This window comes from Pseudoalteromonas ostreae (assembly GCF_018069805.1).
Taxonomy (GTDB): Bacteria; Pseudomonadota; Gammaproteobacteria; order Enterobacterales; family Alteromonadaceae; genus Pseudoalteromonas; species Pseudoalteromonas ostreae.
Genome location: NZ_JAGPYN010000043.1, coordinates 1 through 17,284 on the forward strand (window position 1 = coordinate 1; position 17,284 = coordinate 17,284).

Genomic DNA, 17,284 nt, shown 5'->3' on the forward strand with positions numbered 1-17,284 from the left:
GACTCAGGGCAAAGAACTGCTACGTTTGACCTTCAAGATATTAGAGTTGAGGGGTTAGAGAAGGCTATGGTGAGAAAAAGTTTGTTAGAGAATTTCAATGTACCATTAAAGGATTCATATGATGAGGTACACGATGAAATTTTCGATAAAATAATTGAGACTGAAACAGCATGATGTTATTTGAGCAAGTCAGTAGACCTTTTGGATTTCTCTTTATAAGAGGTATTAAAGGAAAGTATTTGTATGACTGGCTTTTACCAGTTCTGCTGACTGTTCTAACGATTATTTTGATTTGTAGTTCAGATATTGCTAGCTATTCGAAAACCAATGACTCTGTTATTAACGGGATCGTTGGGTTTATCTCAAATCTACCTGGTTTTTACATAGCCGCTTTAGCTGCAGTAGTAGCCTTACAAAACAATCTACTGGATGAGGGGCTTGATGGCACTTCTTCTGAACGTCCATACGTTTATATTAATATTATCAACGAGAATAGAGAAAAAGATACTAAGAAGCAGCACCTTACAAGAAGGCATTTTTTAAGTTCAATGTTTGCTTTTTTAACTGCTGAAAGCATTGTAATCACGATGTTGAATAAATTATCTCCATTGTTTGAGCAGTACAATAGCGTTATGGCTGTTTATGTAGTTGTCATGCTTTTTAGCCTCTGGCAACTTATTGTAGTTACATTGTGTGGACTATATTACTTAGGCGAGCGTTTACACGTGAAGTAATAATGACGCATTCAAGTGTCTTTTCATTCTAGCAATTTCCACCCCTCGAAGTCATATCCATTGATACAGTGAATACTGTTCATCATATGTGTCTAATGGTACTCAAAGTGAAAGCTTGGATTGGAAACAAAGAGTTATTCGCCCAAGAAAAAATCAAAGAAGGTGATGTTTATAAACATCCTTTCGATATCTCTCGCTTACTCGCTCGATATGACGACGAGGAAGATGGTACACAACAAGTAGTAGGACGTATCTACGATGACTTGATGACTGTTGTGGAAATGTTCAAATCTTCGGATGAACAAACATTACTTGAAGACAACCATGGTGGACAAGAATTACCAACAGCTTATTCTGATGCCGCAGATATGTTATCTCAAATATTCGCAGTGAAAGAATAGATCTCCCATTCAATAGCGGCTGTAATTTGATAGCCGCTATTCCCTACTTTTTCCAACGTATTAATTTATAACTGAAGATGCGGCTAATGACGGCTCAAGCTCGATCAACTTCAACCGTTGGTTGTTATAATATTCAACAAGCCTTTTGTTTTTGATAACAGCTTCTTCAGAGGTGTCACCACCCCAACTTGCTCTTTCTTCACCCAGCTCAACAATATTCGCTTCTACTGCTTTAAATGCAGCATTTAAATCACTGAATTTAGCTACTTCGGCAATAATCTGATTCTCATTACTCATAACCCTTCTCCTGTTATTCCAATACGTTATTTAACTATTGCAATTGGCTCTTCGCAGTGAGAACGCTCACCCAAAAAAATCAACTTATTTCCTGTAAATTTCCACTTTTCAGCGACTTTTAAGTCATCTTCAAAGTGGTTTTGTCTTCAAATTCGTAACCATCATCCAGTTTATCAGCATGAACACACAACTTAAGTTCTAGTTCACGGAGGATGCTAAACATCGAAGCTAAGTCTTTCACATTTGGATAATATAGATAGGCGCCATTACCCTCATTAGCTTGCATAATATTCAACAAGGCTTTTTTATTAATAACTTCTTGAAAAGTGTCACCATCCCAATTGGTTCTTTCTTCACCCAACTCAAAAATATTAACTTTTATTGCTTTAAATTGATAATTTTTATCACTAAAATTAACCAAAGGTAGTATTTTTGGAGGAAGAAGTGGCTGCGTACATCAAATATTACAACTTAGGCGTCTACATTCAGCGAATAATGAGTTATCGCCTGTGAAGTTTGAAAATAACCAATTTAAAGTGTCCAGTTTGAGTTGACCAGAACAGTCGCCACAGCATCCGATATATAGCACTGAATAATTTGCTTAAGCACATAATGTTGTCATAATAACTTTGCATTTGCTTGTACTTACAAGCTAAAAATAATATAGAGTGCACTATCTAATTTATCATGTTTTGAGTACGCATTGACTATCAGTGAATAAACTTGAAGCCCGCAGATTTGCAGAAAGAATATTAAATACTAAAAATAATTTAAATAATTATTAGCTAGGTACTTAAAAATAGTTCGATCACACTAACGAAGGAACGTGTTATTAAAACTGAAAATAACCCCATGCTAGATAACAAAATATCTAGTCAGCTTAATTCAATGGCATTTTCTACCGCGATAGGAATGCTTTCTGTCATTGGCTTCAACCTCGTCGATACCTTATTTATTGCCCAGTTAGGGGTGGGTGAACTCGCTGCTATTTCTTTTACTCCAGCCATTATATTTAGCTTAAGTAGCTTAACAATTGGTTTAGGTATCGGGCTATCCGTGGTCATCTCAGCGGAAAGTGAGCATCAAAACAAGCAAAAAATATGTACGTATTCAATCTGGCTGTCGTTGATATTTTCAACGCTGTTTGGCTTGTTAGGCGCTGCGACGATTGACCCCGTATTTTCGTTACTAGGTGCATCAGGCAATGTGCTCGATCAAGTACACAAATACATGTTTATTTGGTATCTGAGTATGCCGCTGATGGTGTTGCCCATAGTAGGTAACAGCGCTATTAGGGGCCTTGGTAATGCCAAATTCCCTGCAACGTTAATGTTATTCTCCAGCATACTCAACTTAATCATTGATCCTATATTGATATTTGGGCTTGGTCCAATTGAAGGCATGGGTATAGCAGGCGCAGCTTGGGCTTCAATGATTGCAAGGCTGATATCCACACTCATTGCGATTCGCTATTTGCACTATAAACTAGATTTGCTTACGCTATCTTTCAATACGCTACAAGATGTACTTTCAATCTGGCAACGCGTTTTAAAAATAGCTATGCCTGCAGGCGCATCTCGAATTTTAACACCTTTGTCTATGGGCATTGTGACCATGATAGTCGCCAAGCATGGTTCTGAAGCGGTAGCAGCATTCGGTGTCGGCGCCAGAATTGAGTCATTAACGATGATTTTTATTACGGGTCTGTCGACCGTCATTGGCCCTTTCATAGGCAAGAACCTGAGTCATTCTGCGACGGATCGAGTCAATGGCGCCATCAATTACGGTTTAAAATTCTGCCTAATTTGGGGAGGAGTCAATGCGGTTGTGTTGATGCTACTTGCAAAACCTTTGGGGCACTTGATCAGCGATGATGCCCAAGTAGTGGAATATAGCATTTGGTACTTATACATTATCCCTATTAGCTTAACTGGTTTAGCTACGCAAATCATCGTATCTTCATGCGGTTACCCATTAGGAAAACCCATGCTGGGACTACATCTTAGTATGCTCAGAATGTGGCTGTTTTGTATTCCTGCGGTCCTCATTGGCAACCACTTTGGTGGTGTAGTAGGCATTATGTGGGCAATCCTCATAGCTAACATCCTTTGTGGGCTTGTGTCATTCATCGTGATTAAAAAGATACAAACTCAAGCACTGACAACTCATTTGGTTGCACCACAACGTGTTTCCTGATGTAAATAAACTATTGGCATTAAAGCGGCCCGACCGGGTCGCGATCGCGCCAAGCGGGAAAGTAATAGCCTATACCCAATTGGTATCAAACCTAGAAAAAAACCAGTTTGATCGATGTTGTTGGTGTTACAACACCGATACTTTAGAACAACAACAAATCGTTGACCATGGTGATATTCGTCAATTACACTTTCTAGATGACACAAGATTAGTTATTTTATGGGACGATGGTCGATTTGATGGCAGTTATCTGCTCTATCTTATTCATACTTCAGGGGCTGAAAGTAACCCTATATTGCTCAGCCATAAACACGTGTCCATGTTTACTCCCTTTCGCTCAGGTGTCCTTTATACATGTACTAACAATACACAGTTAGAATACAAGGTAGTTACAAAAAGCTACTTAGATAAACCCGACTATACCCTTAAAAGTCAGGCTCGAATAATCAATATTGTCTCAAGCAAACCCTCTGCACTGCATGCTGTTGTCACGCTAAAACAGGCATCCAACCCTTCACTTATCGCAAGGGTTGAACTCACAGAGCAACATGGCTTAACCCTTATACCAATTCACTCGCCGCCTGCACATCAGCTCATTGCAAAAGCTATCAGTGAGTGCGGGCAAAAAGTGTATGCTCAAGGCTGTAACAATAATGCTCGCTATGCTCAAAAAGATACCTGGGAAATCACGCATGATCAGGCGTCCTGTTTAAGTGAGCATATAGACAGAGACACTGAGATCATTGGCCACACGACAAATGGGTTGCTGATTCGTTTTGTCGATGGACTCACAGCAAAGTTAGGGTGGCTCGATAAACACCATATCACATTGCTCGATATCAATGGGCTCAGTAGCAGAATAGATGCAGAACTAACAGATAACGCGCTTGTTTTCATAGGTCAAAGTGCCAAACATTTCCCCGATGTCTTTTGCTTTAATCTCAATAAGCAAAAAGTGATCAATGTTTCGGGTAATCATACGCAACTCACAGGCCTTGATTTTGGCCTAGCTAAAGGATTCAATTGGTGCTCTGAAGACGGCTTATCGTTGCAAGGCGTACTGCGTTTCAGCAAAAACCAGTCAAATCTGGCGCAAGCTCCTGTAGCAGTGATTATTCATGGGGGCCCGAAAGACTTTTCTGAATTGCAATTATTCAGCGATCACCACTGGTATGCCCCCTATTTGCCTCTTTTAGCTGCTGGATATGTGATTTTTGAACCGAATTACCGTGGTTCTATTGGTCAAGGGCAAGCATTCGCACAGATAAATGTGGACCATCTAGGCCGCCTAGATATGCAAGATATTTGCTCTGGTATCAAAGCTTTGCATAAACAGTATGCTATCGACTTAAAACAGGTAATAGGTATAGGCTGGAGCCAAGGTGGATACATTTGTGCGTATACAGGGTGTCACAGCAACGCATTCACTAAAGTAATTATTGGAGCGGCAATCAGTGATTGGCATACTTACCAGGCAGTTACCGATATTCCTGACTTCGTCAGTGATTATTTACCGAGTAACACTGCCCGATTAGAAGCATCGGTTATCAATTCACCGCCCACTCATAAACCAGACATGCTCATTATCCATGGAACAAATGATTTTCGAGTGCCCATTCAATGTGCTCAACAACTCAGTGAATATGCATTTAAAAATAAGATTACCCATAGATCATTATTCATTGAAGGAATGAAACATCGTGTAAATAAACCATCTGAATTAAAGTCAATATGGACAAATAGCTTAGAGTGGATAATTAATTAACTATCTACTCTAAGCTCTATTATTTTTTAACTTTGAGACTTTAAATAGGGAGTGAATGCTTCAGAGTGATGCTCTGAGAAGGTGCCATCTAAGTTCTTTGTAATAAATAAAGCTGCTATATTATGTTCATTCGCTAAGTTCATTGCCTTATCCAACCCCATAATCATAAAGGCTGTCGATAAACCATCTGCAACCATGCAAGATGGTGAGATTACAGAAGTCGAAACCATTCTATGTGTTATAGGACGTCCTGTTTTAGGGTCAATCAGATGAGAGTAACGCACATTATTTTCTTCGTAGAAGTTTCGATAATCACCAGCTGTTGCAATCGCATTATCTTTGGGCGTAATAACACGCTGAATAGCACGCGTCTCAGACACGGGCTTTTCCACCGCAATGACCCAGTTTTTATTTTCTAAAGAGGTCCCTTTAGTGCGAATTTCGCCACCAATTTCCACCAAGTAGTCATGGATACCTTTACTATCAAGTAAGTCGGCAACAACATCCACCCCATATCCTTTGGCCAGCGTAGATAAATCGAGGTATATATCTGGATTTGCTTTGCTAACCGTTGTTCCCTCTATCGACAAAAAGCGGATGCCAAATTTATCTCTTGCTTGCGCTATCATTTCATCGGTGGGCGTTGTTTCTGGACGGTTAGCAGGGCCAAAGCCCCACAGGTTAACTAATGATCCAATCGTGACATCAAGATAGCCATTAGTGAAGCTTTCTAGGCGAATGGCTTCGGATAGCATTTCGCGAAACTCGTCGGAGGCTGCAATGGGAAGAGTTGATTTTTTAGCATTGAACAATGACAACTCGGAGTCTTCCATATAAGTCGAGGCAATTTCATTAACACCAAGCAGCGCTTTATCGACTTTTATCTGAATATGTTCTACCTCAACTGCATCTGACATTGCTTTAAAGGTGATATGATAAGAAGTCCCCATTGTTGTACCTGTCAATTGAAACTTCTTCTCTTGTGCAGGTGAACACGCCGAAAGCAAATTCACAAAAATTAGTGCGATAAAAATAGCGTATATATGCTTAAATTGACTCATTGCAACTCTCCTTAGATAAATGGCTCATTATTAAAGCCAAGCTTTTAAATGATATGACCCATCTTATCTCTTTTTACGGATAAATAATTACTATTATGTGTGCAAGCTGCAATTTTATGTGGCACTCGTTCCGACAAATTAATACCTAGCTCTTCAATCGCCTTGAGTTTAGCTGGATTATTTGTCATCAGCCTTAATTCAGAAATATTAAAATGGTCACACATAAATTTTAATATTGAATAATCTCTTTGATCAGCATCAAAACCTAACTTTAAGTTTGCTTCAACAGTATCAGCGCCATTATCCTGTAAATCATATGCCTTTATTTTATTTAGTAGCCCTATTCCACGTCCCTCTTGACGTAAATAGAATATAACCCCTCGTTTTTCCTGCGCAATTAGCTCTAATGCGGATTCTAGTTGAAGGCCACAATCACACCTCAAACTAAATAAAGCGTCTCCAGTCAGACACTCAGAGTGAATCCTTGCCAAAACAGGCCCCTCACTACTCAAATCTCCCATAGAAATCGATACATGTTCTTGATCATTATTGATATCTTTAAATCCATGCAGAGTAAATTCTCCCCAGCGAGTGGGTAACTTTGTTGACGCGACATAACAAAAAGACAAAACCAAAAGCTCCAAATTAAATCATGGATGGGTAAGTATTCCTTACAATAAACCACATAATGCGAATGCCGTATTATGGCTATATATTCATTTACATCCAAGTAAAAAAATGAGTCCAAGAAAAATTAAAAACCCTAACAACCCCTGAATAAAAATGCGAAATGTTAGACTAATAAATTTACTATTTACCACACTCATTGAGAAATGCACGACTAATAAAGTAGTTGTGTGAAAGCTCTAATTGAGAGCAGCCGCGACAATATATCTTTCATAATATTTAAAATCAATCAAAATGGAATACAATTTAAAAATGAGTAAAATATCGTAACAATACAACTTTTTACTATTTACAAACCATATCAAATATTTTAAATTCCATACCCGCAATGTTTTACAATCCCTTATTTTAAATAAGAAATATATGAACTGGCCTTAAAATGCCACATATATTATTGCGATTAACAAAATAACATAGGTTGTTAATTATTTTGTTTTTATAAATTTTTTAAACGAGCAAGCAAAGGAAATTAGCTTGCTTTGCAACGTTCAAATAAGGAGGGTTCACTAATGGCCTATGAAAAACCAGAACGGTTTCCCTGCCCATTTTGTGAATGTAATACAGGCCGGATACCCAGTGCTATTGTATTCGAGAGTGAACACGCTATTTCGTTTATGGCAGTAAATAGGCGCAGCACAGGAGCCGTCCTAGTTACACCTAAACGTCATGTGGAGCAAATATCAGACCTGACGCCCGCAGAATCCCTAGATGTCATGGAGATATTGCAAAAAACAGCAAAATCCGTGTACTCAGCATACGGTCCTGACGCGATACATTCTTTCTGTAATGCTGGGATTCGAGCTGGACAGTCCGTTTGTCACATGCACTTCCAAATCCAAACTCGCTTTAACAGCAAAGAATACTCTTTCGCACCAAGTATCGACATTCCCTGGATAGCGGTAGATGAACTTCGTCAAAACGCTGAACGAATTAAAAGTGCAGCACCTGATTTAGTTGAGTATCAACCGAAATTCACCACGCCTGACGCAAAAATGGAAGAATTCACATCACCGATGACCCGCTTAAAAGAAGATGGCGTTTTAATCAGTGAAAGTGAGCATTTCTATGCCGTTACGGCGGAATATAGTCGTGTGAAAGGGGCGATTGTAATCTTACCAAAACGTCAAGTATCCAATTACTTAGAACTATCTGTAGAAGAAAGTAATGACTTGATGTTGCACGTAAGAAAGCTCGCGCGCGCAACTGAAAAAGCATATGACCCTATTGGCCTGAGCGTTTGGTGGGAGACGGGTACTGAAGCAGATCAATTCTTTGACCATTTGGTTGTAGAGATCACGCCTTATTTCGAAGATATCGAATACAAGTATCAGCCTCGCTCTGAGCTGACTCAAACACCTTTAGAGCACAGACAATCTTGGACTCAACACATTATTAAGCACCTGGAGCCGTAACATGCATGGAAATTGGCTAGATAAAGATAGATTCTTACACTTATTAGACAACCCTTGGTATAAATTACTTGCCGAGCTACAAAGCTATATTTCGGTAGAAACTTACCGCTATTGGGACTCTCAATCTTTAAAAACGTTGCATTTACCCATAACAACAAATGCAGTTTCAAGCCCTATGGGACTGGGTAGTGACTCACTACCAGTAAAAATTGATCTATTTGGTATCGAAACGTATTTAGCAGACTCAATGCAATTTATGCTTGAGTATGGCTGTCGTTTCTTTGATTCAGGTAGCTACTACGTAATGCCATCATTCCGTGGTGAGAACGCAACTAAGCGTCATTTATGTCAGTTCTATCACAGTGAAATAGAAGTACCTCGCGATTTAAATGCAACCATTGAGATGGCTGAGAACTATATCAAGCACTTAGCAAAAGGTATATTAGAGCAGTTTGGTGAGCAAATTAACGGTTATTCAGGTTCTAGCAGCCACCTAGAACAACTAGCAAACCATGAAGGTAACCTGCCTCGCGTCACTTTCGATGAAGCAGCAGAAATCCTGGAAAACAATCCAGAATACATCGAACACCATGAAGGTGGCTGGAGAACGATTTCTCATGCAGGTGAGCGAGAAATGATCAAGCACTTCGGCGGCTTTGTATGGATCACACATTATGACCACCTTTCTGTGCCATTCTATCAAGCCTATGCTGATGAAACTAAAAAATCGGCGGCATGTGCAGATTTACTCTTCGGTTTAGGCGAGATCGTTGGCTTGGGTGAGCGTCACCAGACCGCTGAAGAAACCATCGATGCACTAGAGCTACACGAAGTGCCAGCAGAAGATTACCGCTGGTATGTTGAAATGAAACGTAAGTCGCCATTAAAAACATCAGGTTTTGGCATGGGTGTAGAGCGTTTCTTAATGTGGGTACTTAGCCACGACGATATTCGTGACATGCAAATTTTGGCACGTTTCAATGATGCGCGTACTGAGCCATAAGTGAGCGAAAGCTCACCTTAAGAGTAAAAAGGGAAAATTTATGAGTCTTATTTTTGCTGGTATGGATGGAGAAATGACCGGCTCGCGTGTTGAAGAGCATGAGTTGATCCAAATTGGCTTAGCCCTTTCTGAAACGGAAATCTTCTGTTCTCGCATCGGTTGGGAGTCATTTGCATATGATCCTGAATCACTTGAAGTGATTGGTGTGACTAAAGAACAAGTAAAAGAAGGGCACTCCGCCGAAGAAGTTGATGAGCAACTCGTCCAATGGCTTGAATCAAAAGGAGTTGCCAAGCATTCGATTGTCCCCGTTGGCTGGGAAGTCGCTGCTTTTGATAAACCTTTTATCAAAAAAACACTCCCAAAGTTTTTTGAGTACTTACACCACCACTCGGTTGAGCTAAATAGCATCATGTATACCCTTGGCGATACAATGCCGTATCAAGGTGTTAGACCAAACGGTTATGTGTGGAAAAAAATGACAAAGTTTGCAGCAACATTCAACATTAAGTGTGAAGATGCTCGTTGGCCGAAGAGGCATGATGCAGGTGAAGACGCGATCATGGGTCTACAATCTTGGCGTTGGGTTAGGAATATTATTGCAGCAGGTAACCCTGGGTTGCTTGATGTGGAGCCTAAGCAAGCTGAACTATATGGTCGCATTACCAGCATAGATGCGACCCGTGGAAGATCTAAGTAATATGAAAACACATTCTAAAACAGTCTTACAGCAGTTATCTGATTATCCAGCGTTGAGCAAAACGTTCAAACATTGTCTCGAGTTTGACTATGAAGGACTACAGCTAGACTTTGCAGTGAAAGGAAGCTTGGTAACAGGTGAAGTTGATGCATTGTCAGATATTGATCTGTATATTAACGTACCGGATGCCAGCCTTTTGGGTCATGTACAAAACACATTTGTCGATTATATTGAAGGGTTCACTCAGGTACTGACATGGTTCAGAGCCGAACATATCAATATGCCCAACCTTTTAGTGTTTTATTTAGTTGTTGATGGTGAAATGATTAAACTTGACGTCGAAATCATTTGCCTACAACAACAACCCCAAGCATTACCTGAAAAGTTTCTTGCCTTAAAAGAGCACACAAACATTTTTGAGTCTCAAGAAAAAGAAACACCTCAAAGCGCAGACTTCGAGTTTATTCACCGAAAGTTCTGTGCTTGGCAATGGTTTATCTATTGCAAAATTGCTAGAGGCGAATTGTTCCAAGCGGCGCGCTCGATTGATTTTAGCCGAGAAAATGCGTTACTCGTGATTATTCGAAAGCACTTTGATCTGGAGCCTTTTGATGGGCATAGACGAATCGAGCAATTGCTACCAAGCGACACCCTAACACAGCTGTTCAAAACCTACCCAAATAGCTTAACTAAAGAAGCTATGCTGGATAGTCTCACGCAGCTATCAAACATGTTTGAGTATTATTGGGGTCAGTTCATACAATCGACGCCCGTTGTTCATGATGCACAACTACTCGAAATAATTAATGAACAGATCAGCAATCATTTCGCTAAACACCTCAGGTAAATCTTGATTTTAATTTTTAATATATAAGTGGAAATGAACTTGCGTCACTCACTTTAATAGGGACATTAGTACGGGAAATAAGATGTTTACAGGCATTGTAGAGGCAACAGGTTACTTAATGGAAGTCACTAAAGTAACTGGTGATTTATCCGTAAAAATTAACAGCGGTATACTCGATCTATCAGATGTAAAGCTTGGAGATAGTATCGCAACCAATGGTGTTTGCCTTACCGTCACTGAACTATTTAATCATGGTTACAGTGCCGATATATCCCCAGAAACCCTCTCTTTAACTGGGTTTGACCGATATTCTATTGGACAAAAGCTGAATCTTGAAAAAGCTCTCACAATCAGCACTAGGCTTGGAGGGCACTTAGTATCAGGACACGTAGATGGTATTGCACAAGTAACACGTATTGTCCCTAATGCCAGAACGACTGAGTACTGGCTAAGTGCACCTATAGAGTTAGCTAAATATATTCCTTTGAAAGGCTCTGTATGTATTGACGGCATTAGTCTCACTGTAAACGAGATCAATGCTCAACAATTCAAACTGACGATTGTGCCACACACGATTGCTCATACAACAATAGCTGACTTTCAAGTTGGCAGTTTGGTGAACCTAGAAGTTGATCAAATCGCCCGCTACTTAGAACGTTTACTGAGCCCTTCGACTGAACAAGCGCCAGCATCAGACCTATCAATGGCACTTTTAAAAAGTGCAGGATTTGTCCAATAGCACAACAGCTACCAAATAAGAGGCATTTTTCAAATGAAAATGAACACCACAGAAGAAATTATAAGTGATATTGCCGCTGGTAAAATGGTCATTATCATGGATGACGAGGACAGAGAAAATGAAGGCGATTTAATTGTTGCTTCAGAGTTTATTACACCCGAAATCATCAATTTCATGGCAACTTATGGCCGTGGGTTGATTTGTCAAACAATGACAGCAGAACGCTGCGAGCAGTTGAACCTGCCAATGATGGTACAGCAAAATGGTGCGCATTTTGCCACTAACTTCACGGTTTCAATTGAAGCCGCAGAGGGAGTGAGCACGGGTATTTCAGCTGCAGATCGTGCGCGTACAGTACAAGCGGCTGTCGCAAAAGACGCTAAGCCTACAGATATAGTACAACCGGGTCACATCTTTCCACTACGCGCACAAAATGGTGGTGTGATAGTACGTGCAGGCCATACCGAAGCAGGTTGCGATTTTGCACGCCTAGCTGGTTTAGAGCCAAGCGCCGTAATCGTTGAAATACTCAATGAAGATGGCACGATGGCAAGACGCCCAGATTTGGAAATATTCGCTAAAAAACACGACTTGAAGATTGGCACAATTGCGGACCTCATTGAATACCGCAACTTAAATGAATCTAGCATAAAACGTGTTGCACAATGTCATTTCCCAACTCAGTTTGGAGACTTCAATCTAGTTACTTATAAAGACACTATTGAAAATCACCTTCACTATGCCCTCATTAAAGGCGATTTAGACAGTAATACACCAACTTTAGTCAGGGTGCATTTACAAAACACACTGCAAGGCTTAATTGCACAAACAACTGAGAATAATGACAGTTGGTCAGTGCAAAACGCCATGAAAAAAATAGGTCAAGAAGGTGGGGTTTTAGTCTTGATCAATGGTGAAGACAGCACAGAGCAATTAGCTTCTCTTTTACAAGGTCATGATGTACTGAAAACTGAGCTCACAGTGCCTGCGGCAAGTCGAGCAAAGCATACTGGACTTGGTTCACAGATCTTAGCCGACCTTGGCGTTGAAAAACTCAAACTCATGGGTCGCAAACGTAAGTATCCGGCATTGTCTGGCTATAAGCTTGAAGTGATCGAATACCTTGAGCCTAAAGCTTTAGTAAACGCTATGGCTGAAGCTGTCGCAATTTAATTAAACCACTTAACGCAATTTTATTTTTATAGAGATTACAGAATGAACATCATTGAAGGAAACAAATATACACCAGGTAAGAAGTACGCCATTATCATTTCAAGATTTAATGATTTTATTGGTAGTAAGTTACTTGAAGGTGCGATGGATGAATTAGTACGCACAGGTGGTGTTAGCGAAAGTGATATCACAGTCATCAAAGTACCAGGTGCCGTAGAGCTACCATTATGTGCTAAAAAAGTAGCGAGCACACAGAAGTTTGACGCAATCATTGCTCTTGGCGTCATCATCCGTGGTGGTACGCCTCACTTTGACCTTGTAGCTAATGAGTCAAACAAAGGCTTAGCGCAAGTATCTCTTGATCACCAAGTTCCTGTTGCATTTGGCGTACTAACGACCGAAAGCATTGAGCAAGCTATCGAGCGCGCCGGAACAAAGATGGGTAACAAAGGTGCAGAAGCTGCATTGGGTGCGCTTGAAATGGTTAGCGTAATGGACGCGCTAAATAGCCAGTTAGCATAACAAAAGCAGCGGTATCGAATACCTATGGAATTAGTTCAAGGTTTACATAATATAAGTACCGAACACCATGGTTGTGTTCTAACTATCGGCAATTTTGATGGTGTTCACTTGGGCCACAAAGAAGTACTGGCTCAAGTGAACTCGTTAAGCGAAAAATACGCTCTTCCAGCTGTGGTGATGGTATTTGAACCTCAGCCCAAAGAGCTGTTTATGAAGCATAAAGCACCTGCTCGGCTTTGCTCCATTAGAGAGAAATACACCCATTTGAAATTGCAAAAATTGGATCGAATGGTGTGTGTAAACTTCAATGAAAAGTTTGCCAACCTCAGTGCAGATGACTTTATTAACCTACTTCACGAAAAATTAGGCGTAAAACACCTGATAGTCGGTGACGACTTTCAATTTGGCCGCGATCGAGAAGGCGGTTATGCGTTACTTCAAAAAGCAGGTAAAGAGTTAGGATTTAGTGTCTCGAACACTCAGAGTTTTGTTCAAGAACAACTCCGGGTCAGTAGCACGGCCATTCGAGACGCGCTCAATCAAGGTGATTTAAAAGCCGCTCACACTATGCTAGGTAGGCCATTTAGTATTTTAGGGCGAGTCAGTCATGGCAACAAGCTAGGCAGAACAATCGGCTTCCCAACGGCCAATATTCCGTTGAAACGAGCATGCCCTCCGCTTAAAGGCGTTTTTGTCGTGCGTGTTAATGGTGCCAAAGATAACCCTGTTAATGGAATTGCTAACATTGGCAAACGGCCAACAATGGATGGTGATGTGCATGTCCTTGAAGTTCATTTATTAAACTTTCAGGCTGATATTTACGGGCTACATATTGAAGTCGAAGTGCTGGAAAAATTACGAGATGAGCATAAATTCGATGACTATGAGCAGCTAAAAAAGCAAATTGAGATAGACGCTCAACATGCAAGAGAGTGGTTTATTAATTCAGCATTGTGATACGTAGATACTATCTTTTCAAAGTACTCGTAAGCCAAATTTTATGCTAACTCAGATTGGTATTTTGTTTGGTTTTTTATTACATCAAAGCAGATTTGAATTAGCTTTATCATTGCAGCTCCTAAAAGTTTACATCTTTAGTTGGCGCAGCACCATTTAATCGTGATGTAGCATCCAAATCATTGCAATCAATAAGTGGGTATTTCTAAGAAAGAAATTATCATTGTCATTTTCATAATTTGATTTTGTATTTTTGTCTTTAATTTCTTCGTTCGCCATAAATTACTCCAAATTCCAACTATAAATAGCCGCCACTCTTTAAAGCAGCTTTGATTTCATTTTTCAAAAATATAGACCAGCCTTCACATGGCTTGTGAGCACCATAAAATACGCTTTCTACAATCGAGTCTGGTAAAACACCATTTTCGCCAATTTCTGATGATTTATATGTATATGTAAATGAGGTGTTTAGTCCGCTGTAGTCGCATATGCCTGTGATGCGCTATCGTATTTTAAATCCTAATAAAAATGGATATTCAGATTATCCGGTTGATAGCAACATTGCACGGTACACCTTCACGAGCTTCACATATCCACCGGGCGGACGCTGAGGTTATTGAGAATATCCTCGTTTTCTAATTGCACTCCAAGTAACCAAAAGTCACTATCGCTAAACAAACAATGAGAAGCACGATAAATACTCTCCAATATTTAAAGTTTATCAGCTGTATACTGACTAGAATGAGTGTCATTAGGTAACTGGATAAAAACATACCGACGTTCTTGATAGTCACTAATGCCTATCTTTTTAAATGAGGACTTGGCCATTTCCAAACCGCTATTTAGATGTGAAGCTATTCTATTAATATCAGAGCCTTGCCTTTCATCAGGATAAATACGATATTTATGAGGTTTAACATTTTCAGTTGAAATTGAAACTTCAACATACGTCTCGAAAATATCTACTGCAAACTCTTTTACAGATTTTTTTGCCATATTTATTTTTCCTTTTTCCGATATCATTTAAAAATTGTAGAAAGGGCTGCCACAAAAACGCTGATAGCCACTATAACTGCCATAGACATCGTATATCGTTTTTTATGGATATTCACGCAAAATTAGAAGAATAAGGGTTTTGGCGTGCAAAATCCAAAGCTTCTGATTCTGACGCGCATTCGGTCATATATTTAACGCAAAGAGCGCCCGCATCGCTTATAGCTTGTTCTGCAACTTTCCGCTGTACTTTTGATAGTTGCTCGGTCGCAGTAAAAACTACGAATCATGTGTGGATAGTCGTCAGGGCGTACAAGAATGCCGTTTTCAATTGATCTATCGACTAAATGCGCGGCTTGGTTATACCTCTGGATTCGGCTAATTCCAAATGCGCCAGAAAGTAGCTCATGGTTTATATTTGCAAGTAACAGTTCGTCATCTTGCTTATGAAATTCATTAAGTTTTGTTAATGGATCCATGATTCCACCTGATTTCCCATATTAAAAACAAAATACAGTTCTGATTAAGTTTGTCCCAAAACCACGTTTGCGTATTCTCATGACTTTGATCACCGATTCTCATCAGCTTTGATCACCTGATTTATCATTTTGTAGAGCCGTTTTTAAATTAGCTTAACTGATCATCATCAGTCAATTTATTTAGTTGTTTTCGTATCGATTCTCCTTTTAAGTTCAACTTAATCGAACCATGAATTAGCCTATCTAAAATGGCGTCAGCATGGGTTGATTCTCCAATCATCTCATGCCAGTTTTCCTGCGGGAGCTGACTTATAATTATGTGTGATTTATACCCATACCGCGCATCGATTAATTCGAGTAAGTCACCTCGTTGCTGTGCACTCAGTGGTTCAAGCCCCCAGTCGTCTAAGATCAATAGATCATACTTTATTAACTTCGTCAGTAATTTCCGGTAACTACCATCTGCTTGTGCTAGAAACAGGCTTTCGAGTAGTTCTTTTAATCGAATATAGTAAACACTTTTTCCTTGTAGACAGTGCTCATGTCCTAAGGCACACGCAAGGTAGGTTTTTCCACAGCCTGTTGCCCCAGTGATTAAGATATTTTGATGTAAGTTTAGCCAGCTATTTTGGCTTAAGTTACGTATCTGTGCTTTTTCTATATTACGTGTTGGTGAGTAAATCAGTTGATTTAACTGAGCCGGTAAGCGGAATTTAGCGTGTCGGACTAGCCGGTCGATTTTTCTTTGCTCACGCGTATCAATTTCATGAGTGAGCAATAAACTGACGCGCTCTATAAAGCTTTGTTCTTGATATAGATTTGGCTGTTCAAGCTGCTGCTTGAGTGCTTGCTTTATACCCGATAACTTGAGTAGTTGAAGTTGCTGGTTAATGGTGTCTATCATGTTTGCATTCCTTAATGGTAATAATCTGTGCCACGTATGTTGCTATGTGTAATTGGCTTTTCTGGCTCGGTTTGCTGTGTGGGTAACGGTTGTTGATCCAACCCTTTTTTCAGCATCTGCTTAATTGATTTGAGTGTTGTCGTATTCATCACGATGGCGCGATAGCACGCTTGCTCAAGCCGCTCTTTTGAATAGATTTTAGCTAAACTCAACACCCCTAAACAGACGCGATAAGCGTGCTCGGGGTGACGTCGTCCACTGAGCTGTAATTCAATAACTTGGTGGGTATACTCCCCGATACTTAATGCCCATGAGCGTAAATTTATCGATGACTGCTCATGCTGTTTTTGATGCGCCAGAGGCATATGATGAGACTGTGTTGTATGCCCACCTAAACGATGTGAGCGAGGATGC

General features: G+C 40.1%; 19 protein-coding genes and 2 pseudogenes. 13 read left to right on the top strand and 8 right to left on the bottom strand.

Going from position 1 to position 17,284, the window contains the following annotated elements; genetic code table 11:
* Positions 1-170: 170 nt before the first annotated feature.
* Together J7338_RS20125 and J7338_RS20130 are read left to right on the top strand one after the other, a co-directional pair.
* On the top strand, positions 171-734 hold the full coding sequence (locus J7338_RS20125; protein WP_182758965.1) for a hypothetical protein: 564 nt from the start codon (positions 171-173) through the stop codon (positions 732-734).
* A 107-nt stretch (positions 735-841) separates the two neighbouring features.
* The gene (locus J7338_RS20130; protein ID WP_210798765.1) at positions 842-1,135 is read left to right on the top strand and encodes a hypothetical protein; all 294 of its coding nucleotides are present in this window, start codon (positions 842-844) and stop codon (positions 1,133-1,135) included.
* A gap of 60 nt (positions 1,136-1,195) precedes the next feature.
* On the opposite strand, the gene J7338_RS20135 is transcribed toward J7338_RS20130, so the two are convergent.
* Complete coding sequence (locus tag J7338_RS20135) at positions 1,196-1,432, bottom strand: hypothetical protein (protein ID WP_024608726.1); 237 nt, start codon at positions 1,430-1,432, stop codon at positions 1,196-1,198.
* Positions 1,433-1,550: 118 nt separating this feature from the next.
* Positions 1,551-1,853, bottom strand: coding sequence for a hypothetical protein (locus J7338_RS20140; RefSeq protein ID WP_182798303.1), 303 nt, complete (start codon positions 1,851-1,853; stop codon positions 1,551-1,553).
* Between the two features lie 23 nt (positions 1,854-1,876).
* Here J7338_RS20140 and J7338_RS20145 point away from each other — a divergent pair.
* The 3 genes and pseudogenes from J7338_RS20145 to J7338_RS20155 form a co-directional block, all read left to right on the top strand.
* Positions 1,877-1,986: pseudogene (locus J7338_RS20145) on the top strand (IS3 family transposase); the annotation flags it as partial.
* A 298-nt stretch (positions 1,987-2,284) separates the two neighbouring features.
* Positions 2,285-3,628 carry an MATE family efflux transporter gene (locus J7338_RS20150; RefSeq protein WP_182798304.1) on the top strand — a complete coding sequence of 448 codons (1,344 nt, stop codon included), beginning with the start codon at positions 2,285-2,287 and terminating at the stop codon, positions 3,626-3,628.
* A complete protein-coding gene (locus J7338_RS20155) occupies positions 3,618-5,393 on the top strand; it encodes an alpha/beta hydrolase family protein (protein ID WP_024608729.1) in 1,776 nt (591 codons plus the stop codon). The genes J7338_RS20150 and J7338_RS20155 overlap by 11 nt, the downstream gene beginning before the upstream one ends.
* A gap of 26 nt (positions 5,394-5,419) precedes the next feature.
* Here J7338_RS20155 and J7338_RS20160 read toward each other — a convergent pair whose 3' ends face one another.
* Both J7338_RS20160 and ribA read right to left on the bottom strand, forming a co-directional pair.
* Complete coding sequence (locus tag J7338_RS20160; RefSeq protein ID WP_024608730.1) at positions 5,420-6,454, bottom strand: FAD:protein FMN transferase; 1,035 nt, start codon at positions 6,452-6,454, stop codon at positions 5,420-5,422.
* A 44-nt stretch (positions 6,455-6,498) separates the two neighbouring features.
* Positions 6,499-7,083 (bottom strand): GTP cyclohydrolase II, encoded by a 585-nt coding sequence (ribA, locus tag J7338_RS20165; RefSeq protein WP_182798307.1) that lies wholly within the window; start codon positions 7,081-7,083, stop codon positions 6,499-6,501.
* A 567-nt stretch (positions 7,084-7,650) separates the two neighbouring features.
* Here ribA and J7338_RS20170 point away from each other — a divergent pair.
* From J7338_RS20170 to ribF, 8 genes are all read left to right on the top strand, one after another.
* The gene (locus tag J7338_RS20170) at positions 7,651-8,553 is read left to right on the top strand and encodes an HIT family protein (RefSeq protein WP_024608732.1); all 903 of its coding nucleotides are present in this window, start codon (positions 7,651-7,653) and stop codon (positions 8,551-8,553) included.
* Position 8,554: 1 nt separating this feature from the next.
* Positions 8,555-9,556: an asparagine synthetase A gene (locus tag J7338_RS20175; RefSeq protein ID WP_182798308.1), complete on the top strand. Its 1,002-nt coding sequence runs from the start codon at positions 8,555-8,557 to the stop codon at positions 9,554-9,556.
* Between the two features lie 40 nt (positions 9,557-9,596).
* A complete protein-coding gene (locus J7338_RS20180; protein ID WP_210798767.1) occupies positions 9,597-10,256 on the top strand; it encodes a 3'-5' exonuclease family protein in 660 nt (219 codons plus the stop codon).
* 1 nt (position 10,257) lies between these two features.
* Positions 10,258-11,103, top strand: coding sequence for a hypothetical protein (locus J7338_RS20185; protein WP_182798310.1), 846 nt, complete (start codon positions 10,258-10,260; stop codon positions 11,101-11,103).
* Between the two features lie 82 nt (positions 11,104-11,185).
* On the top strand, positions 11,186-11,842 hold the full coding sequence (locus tag J7338_RS20190) for a riboflavin synthase (RefSeq protein ID WP_210798770.1): 657 nt from the start codon (positions 11,186-11,188) through the stop codon (positions 11,840-11,842).
* 33 nt (positions 11,843-11,875) lie between these two features.
* Complete coding sequence (gene ribBA / locus J7338_RS20195) at positions 11,876-13,015, top strand: bifunctional 3,4-dihydroxy-2-butanone-4-phosphate synthase/GTP cyclohydrolase II (RefSeq protein ID WP_182798312.1); 1,140 nt, start codon at positions 11,876-11,878, stop codon at positions 13,013-13,015.
* A gap of 42 nt (positions 13,016-13,057) precedes the next feature.
* Positions 13,058-13,537, top strand: a complete 480-nt coding sequence (gene ribH / locus J7338_RS20200; protein WP_182798313.1) for a 6,7-dimethyl-8-ribityllumazine synthase — start codon at positions 13,058-13,060, stop codon at positions 13,535-13,537.
* Between the two features lie 24 nt (positions 13,538-13,561).
* Entirely contained in the window at positions 13,562-14,494 is a 933-nt protein-coding gene (gene ribF / locus J7338_RS20205; RefSeq protein WP_182798314.1) for a bifunctional riboflavin kinase/FAD synthetase, read from the top strand.
* A 711-nt stretch (positions 14,495-15,205) separates the two neighbouring features.
* Here the strand turns inward: ribF and J7338_RS20210 are convergent.
* From J7338_RS20210 to J7338_RS20225, 4 genes and pseudogenes are all read right to left on the bottom strand, one after another.
* Positions 15,206-15,490: a hypothetical protein gene (locus J7338_RS20210; RefSeq protein ID WP_210798771.1), complete on the bottom strand. Its 285-nt coding sequence runs from the start codon at positions 15,488-15,490 to the stop codon at positions 15,206-15,208.
* A 191-nt stretch (positions 15,491-15,681) separates the two neighbouring features.
* Complete coding sequence (locus J7338_RS20215) at positions 15,682-15,966, bottom strand: hypothetical protein (protein WP_210798772.1); 285 nt, start codon at positions 15,964-15,966, stop codon at positions 15,682-15,684.
* A gap of 148 nt (positions 15,967-16,114) precedes the next feature.
* Positions 16,115-16,870 (bottom strand): IS21-like element helper ATPase IstB, encoded by a 756-nt coding sequence (gene istB / locus J7338_RS20220; protein WP_210798773.1) that lies wholly within the window; start codon positions 16,868-16,870, stop codon positions 16,115-16,117.
* An 11-nt stretch (positions 16,871-16,881) separates the two neighbouring features.
* Positions 16,882-17,284, bottom strand: a pseudogene (locus J7338_RS20225) (IS21 family transposase); the annotation flags it as partial.

Excerpts from the sequence above, each read along its gene's own strand:
- J7338_RS20185 (WP_182798310.1), top strand. The coding sequence starts at position 10,258 with ATGAAAACACATTCTAAAACAGTCTTACAGCAGTTATCTGATTATCCA.
- J7338_RS20190 (WP_210798770.1), top strand. The coding sequence starts at position 11,186 with ATGTTTACAGGCATTGTAGAGGCAACAGGTTACTTAATGGAAGTCACT.
- J7338_RS20150 (WP_182798304.1), top strand. The coding sequence starts at position 2,285 with ATGCTAGATAACAAAATATCTAGTCAGCTTAATTCAATGGCATTTTCT.
- J7338_RS20210 (WP_210798771.1), bottom strand. The coding sequence starts at position 15,490 with ATGGCAAAAAAATCTGTAAAAGAGTTTGCAGTAGATATTTTCGAGACG.
- J7338_RS20125 (WP_182758965.1), top strand. The coding sequence starts at position 171 with ATGATGTTATTTGAGCAAGTCAGTAGACCTTTTGGATTTCTCTTTATA.
- J7338_RS20135 (WP_024608726.1), bottom strand. The coding sequence starts at position 1,432 with ATGAGTAATGAGAATCAGATTATTGCCGAAGTAGCTAAATTCAGTGAT.
- J7338_RS20180 (WP_210798767.1), top strand. The coding sequence starts at position 9,597 with ATGAGTCTTATTTTTGCTGGTATGGATGGAGAAATGACCGGCTCGCGT.
- ribBA (WP_182798312.1), top strand. The coding sequence starts at position 11,876 with ATGAAAATGAACACCACAGAAGAAATTATAAGTGATATTGCCGCTGGT.
- J7338_RS20170 (WP_024608732.1), top strand. The coding sequence starts at position 7,651 with ATGGCCTATGAAAAACCAGAACGGTTTCCCTGCCCATTTTGTGAATGT.
- J7338_RS20175 (WP_182798308.1), top strand. The coding sequence starts at position 8,555 with ATGCATGGAAATTGGCTAGATAAAGATAGATTCTTACACTTATTAGAC.
- ribF (WP_182798314.1), top strand. The coding sequence starts at position 13,562 with ATGGAATTAGTTCAAGGTTTACATAATATAAGTACCGAACACCATGGT.
- J7338_RS20160 (WP_024608730.1), bottom strand. The coding sequence starts at position 6,454 with ATGAGTCAATTTAAGCATATATACGCTATTTTTATCGCACTAATTTTT.
- istB (WP_210798773.1), bottom strand. The coding sequence starts at position 16,870 with ATGATAGACACCATTAACCAGCAACTTCAACTACTCAAGTTATCGGGT.
- ribH (WP_182798313.1), top strand. The coding sequence starts at position 13,058 with ATGAACATCATTGAAGGAAACAAATATACACCAGGTAAGAAGTACGCC.
- J7338_RS20215 (WP_210798772.1), bottom strand. The coding sequence starts at position 15,966 with ATGGATCCATTAACAAAACTTAATGAATTTCATAAGCAAGATGACGAA.